This window comes from Flagellimonas sp. 2504JD4-2, from assembly GCF_053642935.1.
In genome coordinates this window covers 868,242-894,120 of sequence record NZ_JBSIOV010000003.1, presented here as the reverse complement: position 1 = coordinate 894,120, position 25,879 = coordinate 868,242, and the positions used below count along the sequence as shown (strand labels likewise).

General features: G+C 40.2%; 18 protein-coding genes. 8 read left to right on the top strand and 10 right to left on the bottom strand.

Annotation, left to right across the window (positions count from 1 at the left end; translation table 11 throughout):
* Positions 1-62: 62 nt before the first annotated feature.
* A complete protein-coding gene (locus tag ACULLH_RS15245; protein WP_454089609.1) occupies positions 63-2,510 on the bottom strand; it encodes a M14 family metallopeptidase in 2,448 nt (815 codons plus the stop codon).
* Between the two features lie 151 nt (positions 2,511-2,661).
* On the opposite strand from ACULLH_RS15245, the gene bshC reads away from it, so the two are divergent.
* A complete protein-coding gene (gene bshC / locus ACULLH_RS15240) occupies positions 2,662-4,263 on the top strand; it encodes a bacillithiol biosynthesis cysteine-adding enzyme BshC (RefSeq protein ID WP_454089608.1) in 1,602 nt (533 codons plus the stop codon).
* 257 nt (positions 4,264-4,520) lie between these two features.
* Here bshC and ACULLH_RS15235 read toward each other — a convergent pair whose 3' ends face one another.
* The 4 genes from ACULLH_RS15235 to pgmB all read right to left on the bottom strand — a co-directional run bounded on the left by ACULLH_RS15235 (position 4,521) and on the right by pgmB (position 11,552).
* Positions 4,521-6,794: a hypothetical protein gene (locus tag ACULLH_RS15235; protein ID WP_454089607.1), complete on the bottom strand. Its 2,274-nt coding sequence runs from the start codon at positions 6,792-6,794 to the stop codon at positions 4,521-4,523.
* A gap of 230 nt (positions 6,795-7,024) precedes the next feature.
* The gene (locus ACULLH_RS15230) at positions 7,025-8,899 is read right to left on the bottom strand and encodes a tetratricopeptide repeat protein (protein ID WP_454089606.1); all 1,875 of its coding nucleotides are present in this window, start codon (positions 8,897-8,899) and stop codon (positions 7,025-7,027) included.
* Positions 8,900-8,978: 79 nt separating this feature from the next.
* Positions 8,979-10,832 carry a tetratricopeptide repeat protein gene (locus ACULLH_RS15225; RefSeq protein WP_454089605.1) on the bottom strand — a complete coding sequence of 618 codons (1,854 nt, stop codon included), beginning with the start codon at positions 10,830-10,832 and terminating at the stop codon, positions 8,979-8,981.
* 57 nt (positions 10,833-10,889) lie between these two features.
* Complete coding sequence (gene pgmB / locus ACULLH_RS15220) at positions 10,890-11,552, bottom strand: beta-phosphoglucomutase (RefSeq protein ID WP_454089604.1); 663 nt, start codon at positions 11,550-11,552, stop codon at positions 10,890-10,892.
* Between the two features lie 267 nt (positions 11,553-11,819).
* Here pgmB and guaA point away from each other — a divergent pair, with 267 nt between their 5' ends.
* The 4 genes from guaA to ACULLH_RS15200 are packed head-to-tail and all read left to right on the top strand — an operon-like array spanning position 11,820 to position 16,402.
* Entirely contained in the window at positions 11,820-13,352 is a 1,533-nt protein-coding gene (guaA, locus tag ACULLH_RS15215) for a glutamine-hydrolyzing GMP synthase (RefSeq protein WP_454089603.1), read from the top strand.
* Positions 13,349-15,484 carry a LysM peptidoglycan-binding domain-containing protein gene (locus ACULLH_RS15210; RefSeq protein WP_454089602.1) on the top strand — a complete coding sequence of 712 codons (2,136 nt, stop codon included), beginning with the start codon at positions 13,349-13,351 and terminating at the stop codon, positions 15,482-15,484. Before guaA ends, ACULLH_RS15210 begins: the two co-directional genes overlap by 4 nt.
* Positions 15,474-15,878: an OsmC family protein gene (locus ACULLH_RS15205; protein ID WP_454089601.1), complete on the top strand. Its 405-nt coding sequence runs from the start codon at positions 15,474-15,476 to the stop codon at positions 15,876-15,878. The genes ACULLH_RS15210 and ACULLH_RS15205 overlap by 11 nt, the downstream gene beginning before the upstream one ends.
* On the top strand, positions 15,866-16,402 hold the full coding sequence (locus ACULLH_RS15200) for a DUF922 domain-containing protein (RefSeq protein WP_454089600.1): 537 nt from the start codon (positions 15,866-15,868) through the stop codon (positions 16,400-16,402). The genes ACULLH_RS15205 and ACULLH_RS15200 overlap by 13 nt, the downstream gene beginning before the upstream one ends.
* Before the next feature lie 3 nt (positions 16,403-16,405).
* Here the strand turns inward: ACULLH_RS15200 and ACULLH_RS15195 are convergent, their stop codons facing one another.
* From ACULLH_RS15195 to ACULLH_RS15180, 4 genes are all read right to left on the bottom strand, one after another.
* Positions 16,406-16,702: a putative quinol monooxygenase gene (locus tag ACULLH_RS15195; protein WP_454089599.1), complete on the bottom strand. Its 297-nt coding sequence runs from the start codon at positions 16,700-16,702 to the stop codon at positions 16,406-16,408.
* Positions 16,703-16,742: 40 nt separating this feature from the next.
* Entirely contained in the window at positions 16,743-17,153 is a 411-nt protein-coding gene (locus tag ACULLH_RS15190) for a nuclear transport factor 2 family protein (protein WP_454089598.1), read from the bottom strand.
* Positions 17,154-17,251: 98 nt separating this feature from the next.
* Positions 17,252-18,817, bottom strand: coding sequence for a M81 family metallopeptidase (locus ACULLH_RS15185; RefSeq protein ID WP_454089641.1), 1,566 nt, complete (start codon positions 18,815-18,817; stop codon positions 17,252-17,254).
* A complete protein-coding gene (locus ACULLH_RS15180) occupies positions 18,810-19,673 on the bottom strand; it encodes a hydroxypyruvate isomerase family protein (protein ID WP_454089597.1) in 864 nt (287 codons plus the stop codon). Before ACULLH_RS15180 ends, ACULLH_RS15185 begins: the two co-directional genes overlap by 8 nt.
* A 44-nt stretch (positions 19,674-19,717) precedes the next feature.
* Between ACULLH_RS15180 and ACULLH_RS15175 the strand changes: the two genes are divergently transcribed.
* The 3 genes from ACULLH_RS15175 to yidC all read left to right on the top strand — a co-directional run bounded on the left by ACULLH_RS15175 (position 19,718) and on the right by yidC (position 23,585).
* A complete protein-coding gene (locus tag ACULLH_RS15175; protein WP_454089596.1) occupies positions 19,718-19,954 on the top strand; it encodes a DUF3820 family protein in 237 nt (78 codons plus the stop codon).
* Between the two features lie 55 nt (positions 19,955-20,009).
* Positions 20,010-21,644: a CTP synthase gene (locus ACULLH_RS15170; RefSeq protein WP_454089595.1), complete on the top strand. Its 1,635-nt coding sequence runs from the start codon at positions 20,010-20,012 to the stop codon at positions 21,642-21,644.
* Positions 21,645-21,710: 66 nt separating this feature from the next.
* Positions 21,711-23,585, top strand: a complete 1,875-nt coding sequence (yidC, locus tag ACULLH_RS15165) for a membrane protein insertase YidC (RefSeq protein WP_454089594.1) — start codon at positions 21,711-21,713, stop codon at positions 23,583-23,585.
* Positions 23,586-23,827: 242 nt separating this feature from the next.
* Here the strand turns inward: yidC and ACULLH_RS15160 are convergent, their stop codons facing one another.
* The gene (locus tag ACULLH_RS15160) at positions 23,828-25,708 is read right to left on the bottom strand and encodes a WGR domain-containing protein (RefSeq protein ID WP_454089593.1); all 1,881 of its coding nucleotides are present in this window, start codon (positions 25,706-25,708) and stop codon (positions 23,828-23,830) included.
* Positions 25,709-25,879: the final 171 nt, after the last annotated feature.

The following is a 25,879-nucleotide window of genomic DNA, read 5'->3' as shown; positions in this document are numbered from 1 at the left end:
TAGCTTAACGGGTTTTAGGATTCTGTTATCTGGAGGATAAAGTCGCTAAAGGCAATAAAACCTTAATCTACCATGAAAAGTGCATTGGCAAAAAACAGTTTTCCATTTTCCCAGAAGCCTCTGAACAACGGATTATCTACCATATAGACTACCCGGCCTTTTCCAGAAGACTCAACACCAAACACCAGTGAATTGGCAACCTTTTTCTGTGCATCGCTTCCGGCAAACCCGGAAACTGGTTTGGCGCTTCCCTCAAGGTATACTGCATTTCCTGTTTTTAGATAATCATAGCCGGAATTCCCCAATTTCAGCGTAAAGTAATTGGTACCATAACCGAAGGCCAAGGGGTGTGTGTTATCAACTTTAGTTTTGAAAATTGCGCCGGTGATTGCATTTTTAATTCGCTCTCTTTGGGTGTTTTTGTGTGGTTTTGGTTTGCTTTTAGCAGAATCTTTGGCTACTTCTTTCTTTTTGATGCCAAAACCTTTTTCACCATCTACACCCTGTATTGCACCACCCATGGCCACCAATTTTCCTCCCCTTTGCACCCAATCTTTAATTTTTTTCAATTGACCATCGGCAATGGAACTTCCGTAATTTCCTCCAGGGAGCACCAGGATTTGATAGTTGTTCAAGTCCACTTTTTCCCAGTAATCGCTATCGATAACGGTAACAGGATAATGTAGTTGTTGTTCAAAAAAGTGCCATATTTCCCCAAAACGAAGGGTTGAGGTCGGTTTTCCTGACAGAACAGCAATTTTTGGTTTCTTGATCATTTTAACGTGTCTAGAACCAAAATCCTTCCCTGAATCTACAAAACCTGTAGATGTGGATTCCAATTTAACCTTATGCTTGTTGGCCAACTGTTGCAGTGTTTCAATAAAGTCCTTTTTGTGCTTGTTATCGGCTTTAGAGATAATCAAACTTCCTCTTTTATAGGAGTTACCATCCAAAATAAAAGGCTCGTTGGTTTTACGGACCTTTATGCCTTTGGACAAGGCTTCGGCCAAAAACCTGGCATCTCTCATACTGCTCCATTTGGATATATAGGCATAGGCATCTTTTTTGATATTGGTTTGCTCCGCATCATTCGTACTCCCGGCTGATGCATTTATGGTGCTCGATGATGCTATTGCATTCAACCCATAGGCATAGGGCAGGGACCAAGCTGTAATGTCATAGGTAAGCGAGTCACTTAATTTGGCACTTGGTTCGAACAATACTTTTACCAGTGTTCCTTTGGTTTGGTTTGTGGACACCACAAGACTATTGTTGGATATGCCCATGTTACCGTTGGTTCCGGAGTTATAATTGAATCCCTTGGCAGTACCATTGGCAGGCGTGCCATATTCAATCTCATGTTTGTCGAGCAACGCTTTTAGGGCATCTATTTTGTCCGTGTCCCCGTTAAGCGCATAGCTTTTGTACTTAAAACTTCGATTTTTATAAAACTTCCGAAACTCGGAGTTCAATTTATCGGCATTTTTTGAGGATACCTCTACAGTGGATAGACCAGTGGTATGATGATGGTCCAATCTGTCTTTTAAGGTCAAGGTGTCTCCAATTTTTGTGATTACACCAAGGCCACCTCGTCCACTCCCACCTTGCTCATAGGTCATACCAATAGCGCCATTATATGTGGGATACGTATCTCCATAACTGGGATAGAACAAATCAAAGATTTCTTTGGTAAAATAGAACCAACCATTGGCATCAAAATACTTAGCATGGTTTTTTCCTATCGTAACTTGAAAATCACGCTGAAAGTCAGTAATCACTTCGTGATAAGGTTCAGCGGCAGGCGCAAAATAATATGGGTTATCAACTCCTTGCTCATGAAAGTCCACATGTACGTGGGGCAGCCATTCATTATATACTTTTATGCGTTGCTGACTTTCAACCTGCGTCAACCAGGCCCAATCCCGATTTAAATCGAACATATAGTGGTTGCTCCTCCCATTCCACCAACCTTCATTGTGTTCCTTACTATAGGGGTCAACCTGATGTGGTGCATTTTTATATTGATTGTACCAATTGCTATAACGATCACGGCCGTCAGGATTGATGCATGGATCGATAATAACCACTGTATTTTCCAAATACGAACTTTTGGTAGTCAACAATTCATATATGGTCTGCATGGAAGCTTCCGTACTTACACTTTCATTACCATGCACATTATAACTTAACCATACAATGGCCTTCGAGGAATTTCCAGTGCCCTTGGTATCATTCAAATGCTCTTGTCTAATGTTCTCTAAGTTGGACATGTTTTCTGAAGATGAAACATAAACCAACAAAAGCGGTCTGCGCTCGTTGGTTTGTCCATATACGGTAAGCTTAACCCTGTCTGCAGCTTCTTTGGCCAGATATTCATAATAATCCACTACCTCGTAGTGCCTTGAAAATTCTGAGCCCAACTCATACCCTAAAAATTCAGAAGGGGATTTAAGTTGTGCCGTGGATATAAAAGAAAATAGGAAGGACGATAAAAGTAGAATTCTTGTCATTTACAGTGAATTAGTCCACCCAAATCTAACAATAAATTAAAGAACAATCACCCTCTGGTTTTATGCTTCGTTAATGGTCTTCGAGCAATTAACGTATTTTTAGGAATAGAAAAAAACAAGAGGATTATCTTTAGCACGATATTTCAACTTAATGGAAGTAGATTGCATACCCTTCAAGGAAACAGGTTATTTTTCGAAACTTATTTGTGACTATCTTGACCAAGAAAAAGGTCTGTCTCCCTTTTTCAAGAGATTTCCTGATATACAGAGTTTTGAAGACCAGATAAAGGAAAAGGAATCCAGTTTTTCTGCTAAGTTCAGGCCAATTTTGGTAAATGCGCTTAGAGATCAATATCAAGATTTTACAGTTTCTGAAGCAACAGCCAACAATATTAGCTCTTTGGGGGATAAAAAGACGTTTACTGTGGTAACCGGCCATCAGTTGAACCTTTTTACCGGTCCGCTGTATTTCTTGTATAAAATAATATCTACCATAAACCTTACCCATCAATTAAAGGAAGCTTATCCCAAGTATGATTTTGTGCCGGTTTATTGGATGGCAACGGAGGACCATGATTTTGATGAGATCAACTATTTCAACTTTAAGGGACAGAAGGTACAATGGAACCGAGAGGCATCTGGAGCGGTTGGAAAGTTGAAAACTGATGGTTTGGATGCAGTCTTTGCTATTTTCTCATCGGAGCTGGGCAATTCAGCGCAGGCCAAAAATTTAAAGGACCTCTTCCAAAAGGCCTATATAAATAATTCTAATCTTGCTGATGCCACACGGTTTTTAGCCAATGAACTTTTTGGAGAACACGGTCTGGTCATCGTTGACGGTGATAATGCCCAATTGAAAAAACAATTGATTCCCTTTGCCAAGAAAGATATCTTTCAGCACATTCCTTATCAGAAGGTTACAGCATCCATTGAGCAGCTAAAGCAAGTTTCTTCTGATTATACGATCCAAGTCAATCCTAGGGAAATAAATTATTTCTATTTAAGGGATGGAATCCGTGAACGAATAGTCAAGGAAAATGGAAGTTATCAGGTAAATAATACTGAAATCCAATTTTCAGGGAAAGAGCTGGAAGAAGAGCTTCAAAATCATCCGGAACGGTTTTCCCCCAATGTGATTGCAAGACCTTTGTTCCAGGAAGTAGTTTTACCCAATCTTTGCTATATTGGCGGGGGAGGGGAATTGGCCTACTGGTTGGAGCTAAAGGCTTATTTTGAAGCAATGGAGGTTACCTTCCCGATATTACTGCTTCGAAACTCGGCACTCGTCCTGACTGAAAAACAAGCCAAAAAAGTTGAAAAACTTGATTTGAAAATTTCGGATTTGTTTTTAAAGCAAAACAGTTTTATCAACAAGAAAATAAGGGAGATTTCCAATATTGATATCGATTTTTCAAGTCAAAAAGAGCACTTGGAAGAACAATTCAAATCCATGTACCAACTCGCCGAAGCTACGGACAAAACTTTTGTCGGTGCCGTAAAGGCCCAAGAAGTGAAGCAAAAAAAGGGCTTGGACGCTTTGGAAAAACGATTGTTGAAAGCACAGAAAAGAAAACTAAGAGACCATGTCGTTCGGATGACCGATATTCAAAACGAACTGTTTCCCAATCAATCCTTGCAAGAACGGCAACTGAACTTTTCGGAATTGTATTTGGAAATGGGCGAAACGCTCATTCCAACCCTAATGGATCGCCTAAATCCACTTGTGGACAAACTTATTGTCGTAAAATACTAGATTTATTATTGATTTAAAGTATTGACTATCAATCAATTGATTAAAAAATTAATCAAAAAAGGTATTTTTTTTATAAAAAAACGGAAAATAAGGTAGGGTATCCCTGTACCTAGTTGTTTTATATATGAAAATTGCTATGAAATTTTCGACAAACTTGAGTGGTAAACTCATATGTTTAGGTTGGTTTTGATTTTATTAAAAAGCCCCGGAGTGGTTCCCGGGGCTTTTGTTTTTTACACTATTTTAATATTTGACCACTACCTTTTTTTGGCTTCATCCTGAAGCGCCTTAAGGGCTTGGTCGGGATTACAGCTATCTGACTCAATACGGGCTTCTGCAATTATTGCGTCCGAACTGAAGATATCAAAATCGCCTACTTCTTTTTCTTCGCCATTGACAACAATGAATGGTATGAACTCCTTGGTGTCGTGAATATAGGTGAACCCGGATTTTTCAAGCCCTTCGGCAAGTTCGGCAACACAGGCTTCCACACCATCCCTTAATTTCTCCAATTCCTCGATTGTGGGAAGTTGATCAACAATAACCTGGGCGTCGAACTTTATACCTTCTGCCTCCGCAATGAATTTTACGTTATCGGCAGCTTCCAATAACTGTGCTTTTTGGGTGGATGTTAAAACGGGCTCATTTATTGTTACCGTTCTGGTCGCTGTTAGCCTCCATAGGGCGCCACAACCGAAGGTACTATGTCCATGAACTATTGTCACAGTTGCACTTGTGTTGATTCTGTCCAAGCTTGCAAGTTGCCGTAGGGCAGCTTCCAATTCGTTTCTGGTCTGGGTATTATCGTTGGATTCATCAACAGCGTTTCTAAGTCTATTTAATGCATTCCTGTAGGGATTTACCATAGAATTTACAACAGACGAAATATTGTCACTACAAAGAATCCTGCCGTTATCACTTAGTATTTTATTGGCTTGGCTTCTACCACTTGCTATTCCAGCTGTAACGGCATCATTGATTTCAGCATTGGCTCGATCAATAATTCCGGGTAATGCAGCTCTCAACCCTCTTAGACTCAATTCCAACTCGTATTGCTCGTTAGCAGCTTCAAGGTCAGCTATGGCTTGTTCGGTTGTTTCGATGGCTTCATCAATTTGTGCTGTCACGGTTTCTGATATACCCTCAGTAAAATTGGATGGCGGAGTTGCAATAACCTTTGTTTGCTCTTGGGTCATGGTAATATTGGCTTCCCATATTTCGTCATCAATGGTAACTTTTCCATCCATGGTGAAGGCATCCTGAGTTAACCTTAAGGCTCCATCCACACTTTTTAAACCTGTTGGGGTTTCCAAACCGAGATTTCCGGAGAGGCCCATATCAAATGCGCCAGTTTGTTCCACGTAGCCATAAACATTCAATTGTCCATCCGGACTGATAGGAATAAACTCTGGCCACCAGGAAAGGTCTGGATCTACAAGTCCGTTTACAAAAGCTCTGGCGTTGATACCATTATTTGTACTGGCTTCGGCCACGATTGCTGCGCTACCTTGCCCAATAGGGAAACCGAAGGAGACAATATTCTTGATATCGGCTGAGAATGACATACTTCCATTGATACCTGCCCGATATCCCACCCCAAAGTTGGAGTTCATGGGTTCTTTTAGGTTAAAATCAACATCAAAACCGCTATTCTTGTAGTACATGCCACTGGCCTCCAGAACTTTCCAAAATGAAAAGGTACCTCCAGTGACGGTCTTGGCATCAAAAGCGACCACATTTTCGACAGGCAAGGTAGGTTCAAACCGCAGATAAGCATTAAGGGAACTTCCGAAGCTAACTCCAGACACTTCCCCATCATCGTCATCATTGTTATTGTTGTTTCCATCTCCATTGCCATCGTTGCCTCCCAGACCTCCATTAATTCCCACAGAATAGAAGAACATAGGGTCATCATAATCGGCAATTAAAGTAATGTGCCCGCCGCTCAACGGTGGGGAAATGGAAATAGGTTTTGTGGCATCGGGATCATCATTGGCGCCAACCGTCATTTCAATGGCTACAGAGATGGCAAAAACAAAATATTTTCTTTCATCCTTCAGTCTTATTTCATAAGCGCGGTTATCATTCAGGAATTTCCCGGTAAAAAAGCCTACATCGGCCTGAATTGGGTCTTCAAACTCGAAATAATTTGATGGCGTTGGTATTTCAACTGTCCCGCTAAAATTCTTTAAAGAGCCATCTTCATTAAATTCAACATCCAAATCAGCCTCTTCAAATACAACGGAATCCCCGGACTCTGTTTCCATGGTTACTTTACCTTCAACCATATATCCATCCTCTGTTTCCACTACATTACCCTCAGGAGTCATATCATCCCTGGTTATTCCCTGAATAGGTTCCCCTCCATTATCATCACATTGATCTGGACATTGATTTGGATTGCCACAGGGATTATCGACACATGGGTCAACCGCCACGGGTTCTATGCCACCTTCTTTGCTACATGAAATGATTAATACAATCAGGACTATAACTATAGCTAAACCTGATAATTTGGCCTTCGTTTTCATAATGCTTTTGTTTTGTGGTTAAACTTTTTTGACTGTTTTGTGTGACTCGCCCGGGAAATGGTCTGCAGCCCTTAGCCGAGCAAGACCACAAAACTGGTTATGTGCTAATGCATAACACCACAAACCTAAAGCGCTGATTTAGAGCAATGAAAAAATGAGGGTGGACAACCGGTGGACACCTTGAAAATAAATATGGGACAATTAGTGGACAGCTTTGAAAAAGCCTGTGCCTAAAGGCTAAGCACCAAATCTTGAAGAGAGTCTTCTGTGGTGATTTCCAATTTTTTACGAAGACGATATCGGGCTTTTTTAATGCCTTCTGGTGAAATATTCAGGATATTGGCAATCTCTTTTGAGGATAAATTCATTTTTAATAGGGCCAATAAACGTAGCTCATTTGAAGTGACTTGAGGATATTTTGATTTTACGCTGCTATTGAAATCTTTATGGACTTCTTCAAAATAGCGTGAAAAGTTTTGCCAGTTGTTATCATCTTGTAAATCAAAATTGATTGTCCGGATGAGTTGTTGATACCCTTTTTTGGATTCCTCGTTCTCTTTGAGTTCTTGGGCCTTTTGCTTTAAACTTTCCAAAACCTCGTTCTTTTTGGCTAAATGCAGTGCGTGGGTAGTGAGTTCCTTCCTTTTAAAGGCCAGTTCGGCGTCGACTTTCTCTTTTTCGAGTTTGTTGCGCTTTAATTTTTGACGTATACCATAAAATCCAATCAGCGAAAGTACAAGCAAGCCTCCTAAAAGTAATTTTTGTAACGTGCTTATTTCCGCTTTTTGTTCCAAAACAGTAATCTCCTTTTCTTGAAGAGCAATCTGTTGTTCTTTTTTTTCGGTATCATAAATCGTGCGTAATTCTTCAATTTGTTGCGATTTTTTGACATTGAAAATACTATCACTGATGAATTGATGTTTCTTTTGATCCAGGTATGCATTCTGATATTGACCTAGCTCGACATAAGCTTCGGCCCTGTTCAAAGAGGCTTCAGATAAAATTTCTGCGGCATTGATTGAATCAGCTAAAGCGATAGACTTGTTAAAAAATAATAGGGCTTGATCCAAGTCACCTTTTTTCATATAAGTATGCCCCAATTGTTTCAAATTAAGGGCAAGATCATCCTTTGTCCCAAACTGTTTATTAATAGGCAACCCTTCTTTAAGAATGGATAGGGCTTTCCCATAATCCCCTTTTTTTCTATAGGCCTTGCCTAGGTTAACCAAAACATAACCGTTCATTATTGGAACTGCTTTTTCTTTTGCTATATCAAGGGTTTTTAGATAATTTTCGATAGCGGTATCATATTCTCCAAGTTCTAAATGCACATTGCCAATATCAGAATAGGTGTGTCCCATATGGATCACATCGTCTATTCCAACATAAATATCCAAAGCACGATTAAAGTATTCTAGGGCTTTTTTATAATTTTCCAGTCCCATTTCAGCGTATCCAACTCGAACAGCGGCAGTAGCAGTATGGATTTTAAGTTGCAGGGTATTGGACTGTGAACTTAAACTATCAAACAATTTTAGCGATTCGATGGAGTATTTGACCCCAAGGTTATAATCTCCTTTATTAATATAAGCCAAGGATTTGTTGCCAAGCCTATTGGCTAAATTGTCCCAATGTTTGTACTTTCTGGAGTAATCAATGCCTACATTATAATATTCTATTGCTTTTTGGTAATTTCCGGAGGTGTACTCGACAACACCCAAAGCATTTGTCATCTTAACGATATATTCTTCGTGATTTATACGTTTGAATATTGAAAGCGCTTCATTAATATAATAGCTAGCAGAATCATTTTTACCAATAGTTTGATAATAACCAGCGCCCAGATAGTAATTGGCAAATCCTTCTCCATCTGCAAAACCCAGTTTTTTAGAAAGAACAAGACTTTGGTCAATATATTTTTTAGCTTTTGCTGGATCCGTATAAAACTCCTCCAAGAACAGTTCTTCTAGGGTACCAACTTTTAAGGTATCCTCTTCTTGTGTTTTAAGAACGTTCAATAAGCTGTCCAATCTTTTATTTTCTTGAGCAACAACACACAAACAGAATTGGAAAAAAAGAAGGAAGAGTGGTTTTGAGAGTTTCATAGGGATTGATTACCTACTAAAAATAGGTAATAACTTCCAACTTTCTGAAAAAGAAAAGATTACATAAGGTGTCTATGTGTTAAAGTGATAGTACCAAATCCTGTAAAGAGTCCTCTGTGGTGATGTCCAGTTTTTTACGAAGACGGTAACGTGCTTTTTTGATGCCCTCTGGAGAAATATTAAGGATATTGGCTATCTCTTTGGAGGACAGATTCATCTTTAAGAGAGCCAAAAGGCGAAGTTCGTTTGAAGTGATCTGGGGGTATTTTAATTTTACATTGCTGTTAAAGTCCTTATGGACCTCTTCGAAGTAACGAGAAAAGTTTTCCCAGTTATTGTCGTCCTGCAAATCAAAGTTGATGGTTCGTATGAGTTGTTGGTAGCCTTTTTTGGATTCTTCACTGGCTTTTAGCTCTTCGGCTTTTTGTTTAAGCCCTTCCAATACCTCATTTTTTTTGGCCAGATGTAGGGCATGGGTGGTGAGTTCTTTCTTTTTAAAGGCGAGTTCTGCATCCACTTTCTCTTTTTCGAGCTTGTTACGTTTTAATTTTTGACGGATACCATAAAAACCAATAAGTGAAAGAACTAGCAAGCCCCCCAACAGTATTTTTTGTAGTGTACTGATCTCTGCCTTTTGTTCCAAAACGGTAATCTCTTTCTCTTGAAGAGCAATTTGTTGTTCTTTTTTTTCTGTTTCGTAGATGGTTTTTAACTCTTGGGTAGCGGTGGCCTGCTCCACTGTAAAAATAGAATCACTAAGGATTTTGTTTTGTTTGAAACTCGCCAGCGCTTCTTTATAATTACCTAGGAATTCTTCTGATTTTGCCTTTTCCAAAAGCACAGTATTTAGTATATCAGGATAGTTTACATCTTTTAGAATGTTCAGGCTTTGATTGAAGTACTGAAGGGCCCGGGGATGATTGTTTTTGGCAGCGTATGATTTTCCTAAAAAACAAAAAAGATTGGCTTGGTTATTTTGTGAACCTATTGATTTCCAGGTGTTAAAACTGTTTTGATAGTATTCAATGGATGCATCGTAATCACCTTGTTTAAATTTTAAAGTACCCCAATTCTCGTACGCCCTTGCTATGTTGGCATTGTATTTTAGCTTTTTGGATAACTCCAATGATTTTTTTACAAGTTCTTCGGCATCTTGATAATTTTTCAGAATCGTGTGGGAGTCCGCCAAATAATTTAATACCTGGGCCTTGCTTTGTTCATTTTGGACCTTGTCATAAAAAACAATGCTTTCCTCGAAAATAGCAATGGCACTTTTATGTTCGTTCATTGATTGGTAAATGAGACCAATCTGGAACATATCCTCGGCAATCCTAAAATCATCACCTAAATTCTCATGTATTTTGAGCGCTTTGTAAGTCTCTTTCAATCCAATATTGTAATATCCTTTGTACTGGGCTATTTTACCTTCAAAAAGGTGGGCATTGGCCAAGTGTAGACTATCCTTATATCTCGCAAATACGGGAATATTGATTTTCATGATTTCCGTTGCACTAGTGCTGTTTCCCTGGTAATGGTCTAAAATTGCAATATTGTGGCGTATTACCGCGGCTCTCAATGTATCACCGATTTTTAGGGAAGTATTTACGGAATTTAGAAGGTTGGTTCGGGCGGAATCAATTTGTCCAAGCCTATAATAATAGTTTGCTTTTTGGGCATAGAGTTTGGCAATCCCCTTTAAATCAGTCGATTTTTTATAAAGGAACCTTGCTTTTTCTATATACTCAAGAGTCTTATGCTGATCGTTGTACATGGTCAGATCAGACAGCTCTAAATAATTTCTTGCCTTGACTGAGTCTATCGAGGTTTCATCAATAATCCTTAATATGCTATCAATCTTTGGATTGTTCTGTTGTGACCTAGCGGGAGCGACAATTAAAAAGGTCACCAAGAAAAATGGCAGAAAATGTTTCATTGAGGCTGGCTTTCCTTAAAAGTAAGGATTTACGCCAACTATATGAAAAAGAATAGATTAACGGAATAATTCCTTAAAGTGCGCCTTCACCTCAAAAAGGGTGGCTTCCGCCATAGTTTCAAAGCGTAAATCGGCGTGACCGACCCTATCTTTTGGACCAATGCCCACACTATAAAATCCACCAATTTTGGCAGCATCGACCCCTCTTTCGGCGTCTTCAAATACGATGCAGTCTTCGGGTTGCAGATTCAATTTTTCAGCTGCGTAGAGAAAAATATCTGGCGCAGGTTTACTTTTCGTAACACTGTGGCCATCGCCGATAATATCGAAATAAGCCGATGCGTTCAATTGTTCGAGCACTTTTTCGGCATTTTTACTTGAGCTTCCCAAAGCGACAGCAAACCCTTCCGTTCTTAGATGCGTCAATAGTTCCTTAGCTCCCGGTAGATAATCCTCCGGAGTCATGGCATCAAGGCTCTTTACATAAATATCATTTTTCTTGGTAGCTAAATCCATCTTGGTGGTATCGTCCAAGGTAATTCCATTGTGGTCCAATATCACCTGGATTGAGTCCAATCGGGAAATTCCCCTGAGCTGGTCATTGATTTCCCGGTCGAAATCCCAACCCTTTTCATCGGCTAGCGTTTTCCAGGCTTCAAAGTGTAATTCGGCAGTATCGGTGATTACGCCGTCCAAATCGAAAATAAAACCTTTGATCATTTTGGTGTGTTTAGTAGCGCAAAGAAATAATGAAAATTGTTAAGAAAAAAACTACATTACCTCTTATTGTAAAAGTATCACTTTTGATAAGCTCATTTTTTTATTTAGTTAACATTAGGGTGATGATATGAAAAATTCACTTAAAAAGAGGTCGTTATCTACCTAAAATCGGCATGCTGTAATGGGTAAAAATGTTGTTTAAAAAGCTTGTGATAAATATCCTTTAAAAGATAGTTTTTCAACTGCTGCAAATTGCTATTTTTGCCCATGCAAAACAACGTACTTATCCTAGATTTTGGCTCCCAGTACACCCAGTTGATTGCACGAAGGGTCCGCGAGCTAAATATTTACTCAGAAATCAAACCATATAACAATCCTCCCAAAGATTTATCGGACTTCCAGGCCGTTATTCTTTCAGGGTCGCCGTTTTCAGTAAGGAGCGAAGATGCCCCTCATCCTGATTTATCGGAGATTAAAGGAAAAAAGCCCTTATTGGGCATTTGTTATGGAGCCCAATATCTTTCGCATTTCAATGGTGGTAACGTAGCACCATCTGCAACCCGTGAATATGGACGTGCAAATCTTTCCATGGTTAAGGGAGAGGAAACCTTTTTGGAAGGTCTGGATGTAGGTAGCCAAGTTTGGATGAGCCATAGTGATACGATTAAGGAACTTCCAGAGGGAGCTGTTCGTTTGGCCAGTACCCATGATGTGGAAAATGCCGCATTTAGAATTGAAGGTGAACAGACATTCGGCATTCAATTTCACCCAGAGGTTTATCACACCAAAGATGGAAAGCAGTTATTGGAAAACTTTCTGGTCAAAATCGCAGGTTTAAAACAAGATTGGACACCAGATGCCTTTATAGAGACCACGGTTGCTGAACTTAAAGCGCAAATTGGCGATGAAAAAGTCATTTTGGGACTTTCCGGAGGTGTAGATTCCAGTGTGGCTGCAATGTTGCTGCACAAAGCGATTGGCCCACACCTGCACTGTATTTTTGTGAACAATGGATTGCTTCGAAAAAATGAATTCGAAAGCGTTCTTGATCAGTACAAACATATGGGGTTGAATGTGAAGGGGGTAGATGCTTCGGCACGCTTTTTGGAAGCCCTGAAGGGAGAATCCGAACCGGAAGCGAAAAGAAAAATTATCGGAAGGGTCTTTATCGAGGTTTTTGATGATGAGTCGCATAAGGTTGAAAATGCAAAATGGTTGGCCCAAGGAACTATTTATCCTGATAGAATAGAATCGGTTTCGGCCAGTGGTGGCCCATCAGCAGTGATTAAGAGTCACCATAATGTTGGAGGATTACCGGACTATATGAAGCTCAAGATTGTAGAACCTTTGCAGTTGTTGTTCAAGGATGAGGTAAGACGAGTAGGCAAAAATTTGGGTATGGATGAAAATATTCTTGGCCGCCACCCATTTCCAGGTCCAGGTCTGGGCATACGTATTTTGGGTGACATTACGGCTGAAAAGGTGTCTATATTACAAGAAGTTGATGCCATTTTTATTGATGGATTGAAAAAATGGGGGCTTTATGATAAGGTCTGGCAGGCCGGAGCCATGCTTTTGCCCGTAAATAGTGTAGGGGTTATGGGTGATGAACGTACATATGAAAAATGTGTGGCGCTGAGAGCGGTAGAAAGTACTGATGGAATGACGGCAGATTGGGTGAATTTACCCTATGAATTTTTACAAAAAACCTCCAATGATATAATAAATAAGGTCAAAGGCGTTAATAGAGTAGTGTATGACATTAGTTCTAAGCCACCTGCAACTATAGAATGGGAATGAAAAAAAGTGTTTTAGTACTCGGTTTAATTGTTTTTTTGCTGGCAACAGTCCAGGTTTTGGCCCAAGATCGGACCACCCATGTGGTTAAGGAGGGCGAAACATTACAAAGTATTTCTCGACAATATCGAGTCACTCCATACACCATTTTACAGTCCAACAAAGAAATCAAGACAGCAGCCGACATCAAAGTGAATACGATTCTCATAATTCCTTTGGATGGCAATGTGATCAAGGAAGAAGAAAAACCTAAGCAGGAGGAAGTACAGGAAGAAGACAAACCCATTGGTTTCAGACGGCATCGCGTACGGAAAAGAGAGACGCTGTTCGGGCTCACGCAGAAATATGAAATAACAGAGGAGCAATTAAAGCGCTATAACAGGCAGTTATATGCAGAACCTCTTAAAAAAGGCATGGTACTGCAGATTCCGGAATACCCGGAGCGCACCGAAGAGGATGAAAGGGAGTTGGATTTTGAGACTTACACCGTACTTCCTAAGGAAACCCGTTGGAGCATCGCCCATAAATATGGAATTACCATCGATAGTATGGTGGCCTTGAATCCTGATTTGGATAAGAACTCAAGTTATCTGGCGGTTGGACAGGAATTAAAATTACCTAGACCCAAAGGGGACAGTCTGGAGGACCAACAAGTGGACCTTTTTACTTCGTTTACCGTGCCACCTAAAAAGACGCTGTATAGCTTGTGGAAGGAATACGGTATTACACAGGATTCCATCATAAAATTGAATCCTGAGATTTTGGAACGGGGTGGACTAAAAGAAGGGATGGTCATCAGATTGCCCAAGAAAAAGGATGTCTCAGGAGAAGTCAATACCGAAAATTTCATCTTTTATGAGGTGAAGCCGAAACAAAATATTTTCAGATTGACGCAAAACCTGAAAATTACCAGAGACAGTTTGTATCAGTTAAATCCAGATTTGGAAAATGGTCTAAAAGCTGGAATGGTGTTGAAACTTCCCAGAGCAAACGCCGAAGGTTTGGAAGTAAAGAACGCTTTGATTCTGGATAAAATCAATCTTATTGATAGTGTCAACGTTCAAAATAGACCAAGTTTGGTGTTTATGCTTCCTTTTAGATTGGATAGGATAAATATCAACGACTCGAAAAAGACTACCAATCAGATAAAGACAAGACGGGATCTCAGTATAAGCCTTGGATTCTATTCTGGAGCCATGGTAGCCTTGGATTCCATTAAAAAAATGGGAATTTCCGTTGATGTCAAAACTTTCGATACAGAACTGAATCAAGCTAAGGTAAAAGAGATATTGTTCAGGGAAAACCTTAATGGGGTAAATGCGATTATAGGACCTATTTCTGGAAACTCTTTGGATGAGGTAGCGGTTCAGGCGGCAGCAAACAACATCCCTGTAATAGCTCCGGTAGCCTCACAACGACCATTAAGTCATACCAACGTTTTTTATACCGTGCCCACGGAGGCGGTACTTCGTGACAAGATGCTGTCGTACATGCAAAAGATACACACGGACCAAAATGTGGTGATTATTGCGGACTCCACGCATCAGGTGGCCCATGACTCCATTTTATCAAAGTTTCCGGCGGCGCAGATCGCAAAAATCATTGATAACAAATCGTTGCACTTGGATGAATTCCTGATTCAATTGTCCGAAGAGAAGGAAAATTGGGTATTTGTGGAAACCGACCAGGCCAATATGGTATCAAGTGTCAGTTCTATTTTGAATTCTGCCATCACGGAGGAAATCTCCGTACGAATGTTCACTACCAACTATAGCAGCGCATTTGAAGATGATGCGGTCCAGGTAACGCATTTGTCCAATCTTAAGTTCGCATTCCCATCATTCTATAGGGAATCGGGTAATGATGCATTTACACGTGCCTATAGAAAAAAGTATAGGGGATTGAGACCTGATCGCTATGCGGTACGAGGTTTTGATGTGACCTTTGATATTTTACTCAAGTTGGCACACAAGAACAATCTTTTTGAAACTTCCAAAATCATAGGACTTACCGAATATACGGGGAATAGTTTTGATTATATCAACAACTGGTCTTCCGGTTATTTTAACCGAGCTTCCTATTTAATGGAATACGATAATCTACGAATCAAGGAAATACAATTGAATGACCTCTAAAGTTACCTATACCGGCGAATTGCGCACCACATGTTTGCATCTTAGATCAGGCAATGAATTTATTACAGATGCTCCTGTGGACAACAACGGTTTAGGGCAAGCATTTTCCCCAACGGATACGGTTGCTACAGGTTTGGCAAGTTGTATGATGACGATGATGGGAATCAAAGCGAGGGATTTGGAGGTTGATCTTGCTGGATCTACTGCTGAAGTTACCAAGCATATGGCTGCCAATCCACGTCGGATTGCCAAAATTGAGGTAAAAATTGAACTTCCATCCAATGTTTCTGAAAAGCATCAGAAGATTTTGGAAAACACTGCAAACACATGCCCGGTGCACTACAGTTTGCACCCTGATATTGAAAAAGTCATTGAATTCCATTGGATAAAATAGTTTGCATAGGATGTCTTCTTTTATTTAGTTTCTCTGGTCTTGCCCAAGAAATTGAAGAAGGTGTTTTATGGAATCCGGAGCTAGAGCTTAATTGGTCTGATTTTAAAGGAAAAGTTCCCCCAGCTGCTGTACCTGCAGCAACAACGGCCAGTGGTATCAGTTATAAATATTCGGCCAATTTGATTCATCATGAAGTGGAACTGGATTACGAGGTCAACGCCTATTTCTATCCAAATGAGTCATGGTACAAACCATTGATATGTGATGATTTGATCCTAAGCCATGAACGCCTGCATTTTGATATTACCGAACTCTTTGCGCGCAAAATGCGCAACAAGCTAAAGCGAACTTCCTTTTCAGATAATGTAAAGGCCGAAATTCGAAAAATTTATAAGGAAACCTTGAATGAGCTCAAGGAATTTCAGAGCCAATACGATTGGGAAACCAACTTTTCCAGAAATGCTGATAAACAGCGGGAATGGAACAAGAAAATTGCGAAGGCACTAGCCGAGAATCAAGAATGACCGCTATCCGATTATGGTCATTTCATTCAAAGTAAAATCTGCTACAGCACCTTCAGTTGCCTTCATATAGTCAGCCAAGTGGGTATTTTTCATATGTTTTTGCCATAGGTCGTAGCTTTCCCAATTCTCATAAAAAAGAAAGAGATTTGGGTTCTCGTTATCTTGATGCAGGTCATAGTTGATACATCCCTCTTCTGCTCTGGTTGTATCAATAAGTTTTAGTAGTTCACTTTTGACCAGCTCTCTTTTTTCTTCTTTTGCCCAGATTTGGGCGACAATTGTTAATTTTTGTTTTGCCATTTTATAAAAGATTGTTGTTGGGTTTTTCGAATCTGCAATATTATTGTTGGGATGAATCGTTAAACTGCCAGAGGACATTTATAATCTGCCATTTACCGTTGAGTTTAATGATGTGCATATAGTCAATCCAGTCGTCTGCAATCAACTTTACGGAAGCTGTTTTATCATAGATGTCCAGAATGATGACCTCTTTTTTGGGTTGTATAGGGAATTTATCGCCATTTTTATTGTAGGTCTCCGCAAGCAAAACCATGGCATCGGTAAAGGTTTCCCTTAAGTATTCCTTCTGAGTTTGTTTATCTGTCCAAAAGGTTCGCTTGACCATCCTTGGGTGGGCTGCACGTTCAAACTGCTCGGGTTTTACATTATGCTGCGATTCAATGTAATCCAAGGCAACTTGTTTTATATCCAAGGAATCTTGCTTGGTCTGGGCGATGGAGTAGGTGGTCATTAAACAAAAATTGACTAAGAAAAGGAATTGCTTCATGTATGAGTATTTACTTGGATTAGATTTAATAAAACAAAGATGTGAAATATGAATTCTTAAGACTATTTATGGGAAGCAGGAATTATGCGAGCAGTCAGGTCTGGATCTTCCATATCCTTATCGAGAGGAAACATGGGCCTTTGGATTCTTTTATAATCCAATCGTTCCAAATCTTGATCCACACCTCCTGGGGTCAGCGCCATGATCCAACCTCCTCGCATATCATATAATTCGGGTACCAGATAGCCAATTTTAACAACCACGATATCCGCCGTTCTGGGATTTAAATCCAGTCTGGTAAAATCTACTTCTTTATGATAGGGCTTTCTTTTCTTGGTAACAATAACGTTTACACTACCAACCTGGACTACTACTTCCGTCTCGGCATGTTTGTCTCCATGAACGATGGCGGTAATTGTTCCAGAAAGTTCGATAGGTGGAGCATATCTGTTATCGACCTTTGCACCTGCAGTGGCCTTTATTTTTCCGCCCACTCCAATCTCGACTGCTTTTTCAACAAAATCTGGACCGGGAATCGATGCATAAATAAGAGAGGGACCATCTTCTGTCTTGAACTCTGGTCGTTCCAAAATCTTTTGCAAGGTCCAGGTTACATCACCTGCACCTCCAGCGGTTGGATTGTCACCCATATCGCTTATGATAAAAGGAGTCTCATCACTGGAAACCGCCATGTCCAAACTCTCTTTTAAAGTTGCCGTTGGAGCCACAAATACAAATTCGTTTCGAAAGTTCCAGAAATTGTTAGCCAGCTTTTCAGCCGCTTCACTTACCTTTTCCTTGTCATCTCCCGTAACCATGACCACGCCGTGATTTCTAGGTTCATCGGCCCAGGGGTACCCCATCCAAATGGCTGCATCCAATATACCGTCCTGTTCAGTGGTTGGAGCAACTTCAGCATATAAACTTTTTCCGGGTTCTATTCGGGTACTTGTTTTTTCCCCTGGCAATAAAATAGGTACAGGAATCCACGCTTTGTAAGTTGGTTTCCCATTACCACTTTCAATTCTGTCCAACAGATTGGTGACCGCCCTTTTTTTGGATTCCAATGCGTCCTCATGTGGAGCCATGCGATAGCAGGTAATCAAATCAGTATGTTTTGCCAAGCGTTTGGATACGTTCCCATGAAGGTCCATGGAAGTGGAAATCACGGTTTCCGTGCCAATCATTTCCCTTATTCTTTGGATAAAATCACCTTCGGGGTCATCCAATCCCTCAACACTCATGGCACCATGGATATCAAAAAATAAACCATCATAGGGCATGTACATTTTGAGGGTATCCAAGGTTTTTGTTACCATGGATTCGTAGGCTTCCCGGGTTACGATACCTCCGGGGAGGGACCTCCCCCTTAATGTAGGTACCCACTCAGCTCGATTCCGATGCAAAGAATCCAGATGAAAAAATGGATAGGCATCAAAGATTTTATCTCCGGTAACCGGATGAAATGCTTCTTCGTGCGTTTTGGCGGGAGAAAAAGTGCTGGACTCTATAGCAATACCAGCAATTGCAATTTTAGGTAATCTATCTTTCCTATCATTGGAATTGCACGAAACCGCAAGTGACACCGTCACGGTAAGAAGCAATACCTTTTTTATGATCCTAAACATCGCAGCGGGTAAATCCATCTTTAAGTGCTTCTATTTTGTCATCCCAGGTGGTTAAGAACTCTTGGGCAACATAACCTGTGTAGCCTGTGTCCAAAATGGCTTTCATAATTGCCGGATAATACAATTCTTGGGTTTCATCAATTTCATTTCTACCTGGAACCCCAGCGGTATGGTAGTGCCCAAAATAGGGATGATAATTCTGAATACTTCGGATAATATCGCCCTCTTGAATCTGCATGTGGTAGATATCAAAAAGTAGCTTGAAATTGTCACTGCCCAAGTGCTTGCAAAGTTCAACTCCCCAAATTGAACTATCACACATATAGTCGGGGTGGTTGACCTGATTAAACAATTCCATTTGGATCACAACCCCATGTTTTTCCGCCAAAGGCATTATTTGGGATAATCCATCCACGCAATTTTGGAGGCCTACATAATCGTTCATACCCCTTCGATTTCCACTAAAGCAGATAAGATTGGTATAGCCGGCTTCAGCAACTTTTGGAATTATCTCTGTATAGTTTTTGATTAAGGTTTCATGATTTTTGGGATCATTCCAACCTTCTGTCAAACTTATTTCAGCTCCATTGCACATGGAACAATGGATATCATATTTTTTAAGGAGCGGCCAATCTTTGGGACCTATCAGATCAATCGCCTTTATGCCCAACCCATTCAATATTTTTAGAAACTCTTCGAGTGGATAATCAGCAAAACACCATTGGCATACGCTGTGATTGATGTTGTTCTTTAACGTAAAATCTTTGTCCATATGTTTAGATTGAGCAATTGAATTTGTGGTCATCATAGCGGCTGCGCCCACAGCGGAGGTGGAAATAAAGTTTCGTCTTTTCATGGTTGGAATTAATGTTGTGGAAAGATAGTACTTTAGACACTCAAATGAAAGTAAAGCCCGACCATCAGAAACTGCTTGAGCTAGCACATTATAAAATGCCTTTCGGTAAATACAAGGATAGGTATTTGGTCGATTTGCCCTTGGCTTATCTGGTATGGTTCAGACAGCAAGGATTTCCGAAGGGAAAACTTGGAGAGCACCTCACCACTATGCTCGATATAAAGGAGAATGGCCTGGAACCCATGATCAAAAAAATCCAGAAAGAATTTCCGAAGGAATAATCTGGTATTCCGTTGGCAATTTGTACCTTTACACCCCGTAATAGAAATCCCAAATATGTCACAGACCAAGTACATCTTTGTTACGGGGGGCGTTACTTCTTCTTTAGGAAAAGGAATTATCGCCGCATCCTTGGCCAAACTACTCCAGGCACGAGGATACCGAACCACAATACAGAAGTTAGACCCCTATATTAATGTGGATCCGGGCACTTTGAATCCGTATGAGCATGGCGAGTGTTATGTGACCCATGATGGAGCGGAGACCGATTTGGATTTGGGTCATTACGAGAGATTCTTGAACGTTAAGACCTCTCAGGCCAACAACGTGACCACTGGTAGAATCTACCAAAGTGTCATCGAAAAAGAGCGCAAAGGAGAATTTCTTGGAAAGACTGTACAGGTAGTCCCTCATATTACCAATGAAATCAAAGAGCGTATCCAAATCTTGGGTAAAAGTGGGGATTATGATATTGTAATCACTGAAATTGGAGGTACTGTCGGTGATATTGAATCATTACCTTATATAGAAGCCGTTAGGCAATTGCTTTGGGAATTGGGAGATAATAATGGCATAGTGGTACATTTGACCTTGGTTCCTTTCCTTTCCGCAGCTGGTGAATTAAAGACCAAACCAACACAGCACTCGGTCAAAACCTTGATGGAAAGTGGAATAAAGGCTGATATTCTTGTGTGTCGAACAGAGCATGAAATTTCAGATGACATCAAGAAAAAATTGGCGCTTTTCTGCAACGTGAGGCAGGAAGCGGTGATTCAATCCATTGATGCATCCACTATTTATGATGTGCCGATTTTGATGCAGGAAGAAGGACTTGACAAAGTGGCTTTGGAGAAATTGGCACTTTCCAACGAAACTGAGCCAAACCTTGAAATGTGGAAACAATTCCTAGCAAAGCATAAGAATCCGAAGCATAAGGTAACGATCGGACTTATCGGAAAATATGTAGAACTTCAGGATTCCTATAAATCCATATTGGAGTCTTTTATCCATGCGGGAGCAGCAAACGAGGTAAAGGTTGAGGTGCGTTCCATTCACTCAGAACATTTGTCAGCCAATAACATTGATAAAAAATTGATGGGATTGGATGGGATTTTGGTGGCACCCGGCTTTGGAGAACGCGGTATCGAAGGGAAGATTATGGCCGTTCGCTATGCCCGTGAGAATGATGTTCCATTTTTAGGAATCTGTTTGGGAATGCAAATGGCGGTCATAGAATTTGCCAGAACCGTATTGGGCTTGGAAGGGGCCAACAGTACAGAAATGGATGAAAATACGGCGCACCCTGTCATTTCCCTAATGGAGGAGCAGAAATTGGTGACCGATATGGGAGGTACCATGCGTTTGGGCGCTTGGGATTGTACACTTAAAGAAAATAGTTTGGTGCATGAGGTATACGGTACTACTGAAATTGCCGAACGCCATCGCCACCGCTTTGAGTTCAATAACGATTACAAAACCCAAATGGAAGAAGCAGGGTTGTTGGCAACTGGTCTCAATCCTAAAACTGGATTGGTAGAGGTTGTGGAAATTCCGTCACATCCATGGTTCGTAGGAGTACAGTACCATCCGGAATATCGAAGTACGGTAGCCAACCCGCATCCATTGTTTGTAGGTTTTGTAAAGGCGGTTTTAGCCCAAAAACAACAACAAACTAATGCCAGTTTGGCATAAACTGCGGTTTTGGACATATATTTGCCACCTGAAAAGGCAGATAAAGATTTTCACTAAATAACTTTCATGGAAGAAAAGAAGCTGGATATCAATTCCATAATTGGATTTGTATTGATTTTTGGAATACTCATTTTTATGTTTTACCAAAATCAACCCACACCAGAAGAATTGGAGGCCCAGAAGGCCGAGCAGGCAAAAATAGAAGCTGAGGCAAATACAAAGGAGGAAGAGGCCGTCAAAGTGGTGGAGGAAGAGACTCCAGCTCCCATCAATTTACAGGATTCTGTGGCTGTGGCCGATTATAAAAGTTCGGTCGGAGCATTTGGTTTTACCACCGCATCTGATGGGACCTCTGTGCTGGAGAACGATGTACTTTATTTAGAGGTTAGCAATAAGGGTGGACAGATTGTTGAGGCCAGAATGAAAAATTTTGTCACGTACGATTCTGTTCCTGTATATTTGGTCAAGGATGCCAATGCTGATTTTGGAATAAACTTCTCCACGTCTGATAATCGAGTGCTGAATACCAGGGATTTATTCTTTGAACCATCCCTTACCAACAGTGGAGATAACCAAGTGCTTTCTATGAAAGCAAAGGTTGATAATAATCGCTTTTTGGAGTACCGTTATGAAATGAAACCAAACGATTATTTGGTGGATTTTACCATTCGCACACAGGGCTTAAATGGGGTTATCAACTCAGGCAGACCTGTCGACTTGGAATGGAACCTTAAAGGGATTCGACATAACAAAAGTGTTCAATACGAAAACAGGTATACCCGTTTGACCTACAACCATGATGGTGGAAAAATCAGCAAACTTTCGGAAAGCAGCGAGTCTGACGAGGAAACGGAAGTAGATGTAAAATGGCTTTCTTATCGTCAACACTTCTTCAGTTCCATCTTAGCTACTGACAAACACTTTAAGAGTGCAGAGCTTGGTTCAAAAAATTTAGTCGAAGAGGAAAGTAAGGAAACGCTTTTCACAAAAGCCTATACTTCCAAAGTGCCATTGGAAGTAAAAGGAGGAGAGCTTTCCGAGGATATGTACTGGTATTATGGCCCTACTGATGTGGCCATATTGGACGACTACAAAGAGTTGGGTCTTGCGGATTCAATTCCCTTTGGGTGGGGAATTTTTGGGTGGATCAACCGCTATATTTTTACGCCCTTCTATGGATTCTTGAGCTCTTTCTTGCCCTTTGGTATTGCAATTATTGTGATGACGATTTTAGTTCGGTTGGCTTTGTCACCAGTAACCTATAAGTCGTACCTGTCGCAGGCAAAGATGAAAGTGTTGAAGCCTGAGATTACAGAAATCAATGAGAAGCATAAGGACAATGCAATGAAAAAGCAGCAAGAAACCATGAAACTGTATAACAAGGCAGGCGTTAGTCCGATGAGCGGATGTATCCCTGCATTGATGCAGTTACCTATTTTCTATGCGCTGTTTATGTTCTTCCCAACTTCGTTTGCGTTAAGGCAGAAATCGTTTTTGTGGGCAGAGGATTTATCATCGTATGATACCATTTTCAATCTTCCATTTGCGATTCCTTTCTATGGAGACCATGTAAGTTTGTTTCCAATTTTGGCGTCGGTTGCCATCTTCTTTTATATGACTTTGACAACCGGGCAGACCATGCAGATGCAACAGCAACCGGGTATGCCTAATATGAAGTTCATCATGTATCTATCTCCATTGATGATGTTGTTCTTCTTCAACAATTACGCGAGTGGTTTGAGTTTGTATTACTTCATCTCCAATTTGATTACCATCTTTATTATGCTGGCGATCAAAAAATATATTTTGGACGAGGATAAGATTCATGCACAGATTCAAGAGAACAAAAAGAAGCCTAAAAAGGAGAACAAGTTCCAAAAGAAAATGCGCGAAATGATGGAGCAAGCAGAAGCGCAAAAGAAGGCAGGTGGTAAAAGATAGGCAAGTCTAAAAGGCTTATCATTTTACGCTTAGAAGAGTATATAATAAAACCTTTGAGGTAGGGGTATTTTAATAAAGGGGCTGTCTAAAAAGTAGAGTTTTCGTCAAACTGAACTTGTTTCAGTTTCTCATAAATACTGATTATCAGCTTGTGGAGATTCTGAAATGAATTCAGAATGACACGCATTTTTGTATTCTTAGACAGCCTTTTATTTTGTATTTGAAGACATTAAATTTTTTCCTCAACCTAAATCAAAATAGAGCATTTTACCACTTCCAAGAAGGATGGAAACTTGGTTGTTTTGAACCCCCATCCAACAAATTTTGAGCAAGTGACCATCATTGATTCTTATGGACAATACGCTAATCTCCATATGGGGAAGTTCAAATGTTTGCTTTACCGAGGGATTTTTTTCGGAAACGTCTACAATACTAAAATAGGTTTTGTAAGTCTCTTCTCCTGAGGACTTGTCCTTACTGAATTTATTGTCCCTATGACATAGAAATAGAAAATCATTTTCTACATCGTACCCCCGCACTATATGTTTGGCCAAAATGTCCCCTAACTTTTTTGGAGCTTTACTTGTTGTTTCAAAAATCCTACAGCCCACTTCATCTGCATTTTGCCCTTCCATTACGGCCATTTTATTTTGCCCCAAAAGGAAAGCCCTTCCATTTCCGCTCTTTAAAGCTTGGTGTCCTATAATTTTTGGGTTCTCAGCATCTGAAATATCCAATGTGGTCAGAACATTTCTAACGATTAGATAAATCTTATCGTCTTTTACAAGTACATCTTCATATTTATCCCACTTCAATTTATCTGCTTCCACCAGATCTAAGGATACTTTCTTTTTTTCTGGATTGGGCTCTTCGATAGTAGGTAATGTACTTACATAAAATACTCCAGGCACCCATTTGTCATAAGAATACAACCTGTTGTGACTGGTCATGTACTGCATATCACATAATCCGGAACGTGGGATTTCTTCATTCACCAAAGTGGATTTTGGGTCTGATGCATTGTTGAAGTTGACAAGTAAATATTTGTTCTTCAGCTTCAATATTAGGTAGTAATCGTAGAAATAAAATTTTGTGGAGCCATATTGACCGTTAATCTTTACTCCAGCATCTATCTCAGCTATTTTTTTGATTTCACTATGCTCGGCAATGTCCCATATGATCAGGTGATTGGGCTTATTTTCCTCAATGGTAAACAAGTAATCCTGGTATCTTTCGGCATAAGCGATATAGTTTATGTCCTCTTGCTTCGTGAGCAGATTTGCAGTTTCCGCTTTCTCCTTTAGGGTTTTGTCAGTAAGCTTTGGCTCTTCTGGGGCTATGTCAATATCCAAAGTTTTTGCGAGTAACAATAGATATTGAGCTCCAACATTGTATGCACTAGCATCTAAGACTTCCCCCCATTCATGATCATACAAATAGAGGGCAGGCTCACCAGTACTATTTTTCTCTTCTGGGTGGAATAGCCAAGGATCGGCATAATCAAAGAGCGGGCTTAAAACATCTTTGGTTGCTGCTTTTCCAAGAAAATCCTCGCCAAGATTTTCGATATCATAATTTTGGTGATTTCCCAAAAGTATACCATAGTTCTCTTCTGGAAAAGAAAGGGATTCATGCTTGGATATACATGAGATAAAGGACTTGGGCCACTTTTTATAATCTGAAGTTTTGCCTGGAGGAGTGGCTATCAATCGTTCATTTTCCGGAAAATGTAAAACCAAATTGTCCGCAGCGACTTCCACCTTTTCTACTTTTTTCATGATTTCTTTTAAGATGGTGGAGAAACCAGGAGAGTCTGTTAAATAGGAAAAATGCCGGCACAAAGCTTCAACTTGTTTTTTGGCATTAATGAGTTGGTCATACCCAGTGTTGGGCGATGCTTGTGACGAGTCTGCATTTGTCGTTTTTACATAACCCTTTTTCTTTTTGGAAGCGATAAGTTTCTCAGCCTCTTTTAGGGCAGCTTCAGCTGATTCAAAGTCTTTGGTTTTGGATTGTCCATTCGTTCCTATTTTTCCATAGGTAACGACGTGACATGCTCCATCTACCTGTATCTCCCAAAATTTGGCAGATTTTTGGTCGTGGTACTCCAGTCGAATGTTCATGGGTAATTGCTATAAGTTAGATTAAGTAATTAAGATTTGAGGCTGCTTCAAATATAGATGAATCTTCATTTGGTCAAAATGGCATTTGATGAAGCGTGGAGAACAGTTGATAAATCATTGATCTAGGTCGCAAAGAAGAGATTCGAGTTCGATCAACGTATTTAAAAAATA

Bases quoted from the DNA above. Each gene is read 5' to 3' on its own strand.
- ACULLH_RS15245 (WP_454089609.1), bottom strand. From the start codon at position 2,510: ATGACAAGAATTCTACTTTTATCGTCCTTCCTATTTTCTTTTATATCC.
- bshC (WP_454089608.1), top strand. From the start codon at position 2,662: ATGGAAGTAGATTGCATACCCTTCAAGGAAACAGGTTATTTTTCGAAA.
- ACULLH_RS15235 (WP_454089607.1), bottom strand. From the start codon at position 6,794: ATGAAAACGAAGGCCAAATTATCAGGTTTAGCTATAGTTATAGTCCTG.
- ACULLH_RS15230 (WP_454089606.1), bottom strand. From the start codon at position 8,899: ATGAAACTCTCAAAACCACTCTTCCTTCTTTTTTTCCAATTCTGTTTG.
- ACULLH_RS15225 (WP_454089605.1), bottom strand. From the start codon at position 10,832: ATGAAACATTTTCTGCCATTTTTCTTGGTGACCTTTTTAATTGTCGCT.
- pgmB (WP_454089604.1), bottom strand. From the start codon at position 11,552: ATGATCAAAGGTTTTATTTTCGATTTGGACGGCGTAATCACCGATACT.
- guaA (WP_454089603.1), top strand. From the start codon at position 11,820: ATGCAAAACAACGTACTTATCCTAGATTTTGGCTCCCAGTACACCCAG.
- ACULLH_RS15210 (WP_454089602.1), top strand. From the start codon at position 13,349: ATGAAAAAAAGTGTTTTAGTACTCGGTTTAATTGTTTTTTTGCTGGCA.
- ACULLH_RS15205 (WP_454089601.1), top strand. From the start codon at position 15,474: ATGACCTCTAAAGTTACCTATACCGGCGAATTGCGCACCACATGTTTG.
- ACULLH_RS15195 (WP_454089599.1), bottom strand. From the start codon at position 16,702: ATGGCAAAACAAAAATTAACAATTGTCGCCCAAATCTGGGCAAAAGAA.
- ACULLH_RS15190 (WP_454089598.1), bottom strand. From the start codon at position 17,153: ATGACCACCTACTCCATCGCCCAGACCAAGCAAGATTCCTTGGATATA.
- ACULLH_RS15185 (WP_454089641.1), bottom strand. From the start codon at position 18,817: ATGTTTAGGATCATAAAAAAGGTATTGCTTCTTACCGTGACGGTGTCA.
- ACULLH_RS15180 (WP_454089597.1), bottom strand. From the start codon at position 19,673: ATGAAAAGACGAAACTTTATTTCCACCTCCGCTGTGGGCGCAGCCGCT.
- ACULLH_RS15175 (WP_454089596.1), top strand. From the start codon at position 19,718: ATGAAAGTAAAGCCCGACCATCAGAAACTGCTTGAGCTAGCACATTAT.
- ACULLH_RS15170 (WP_454089595.1), top strand. From the start codon at position 20,010: ATGTCACAGACCAAGTACATCTTTGTTACGGGGGGCGTTACTTCTTCT.
- yidC (WP_454089594.1), top strand. From the start codon at position 21,711: ATGGAAGAAAAGAAGCTGGATATCAATTCCATAATTGGATTTGTATTG.
- ACULLH_RS15160 (WP_454089593.1), bottom strand. From the start codon at position 25,708: ATGAACATTCGACTGGAGTACCACGACCAAAAATCTGCCAAATTTTGG.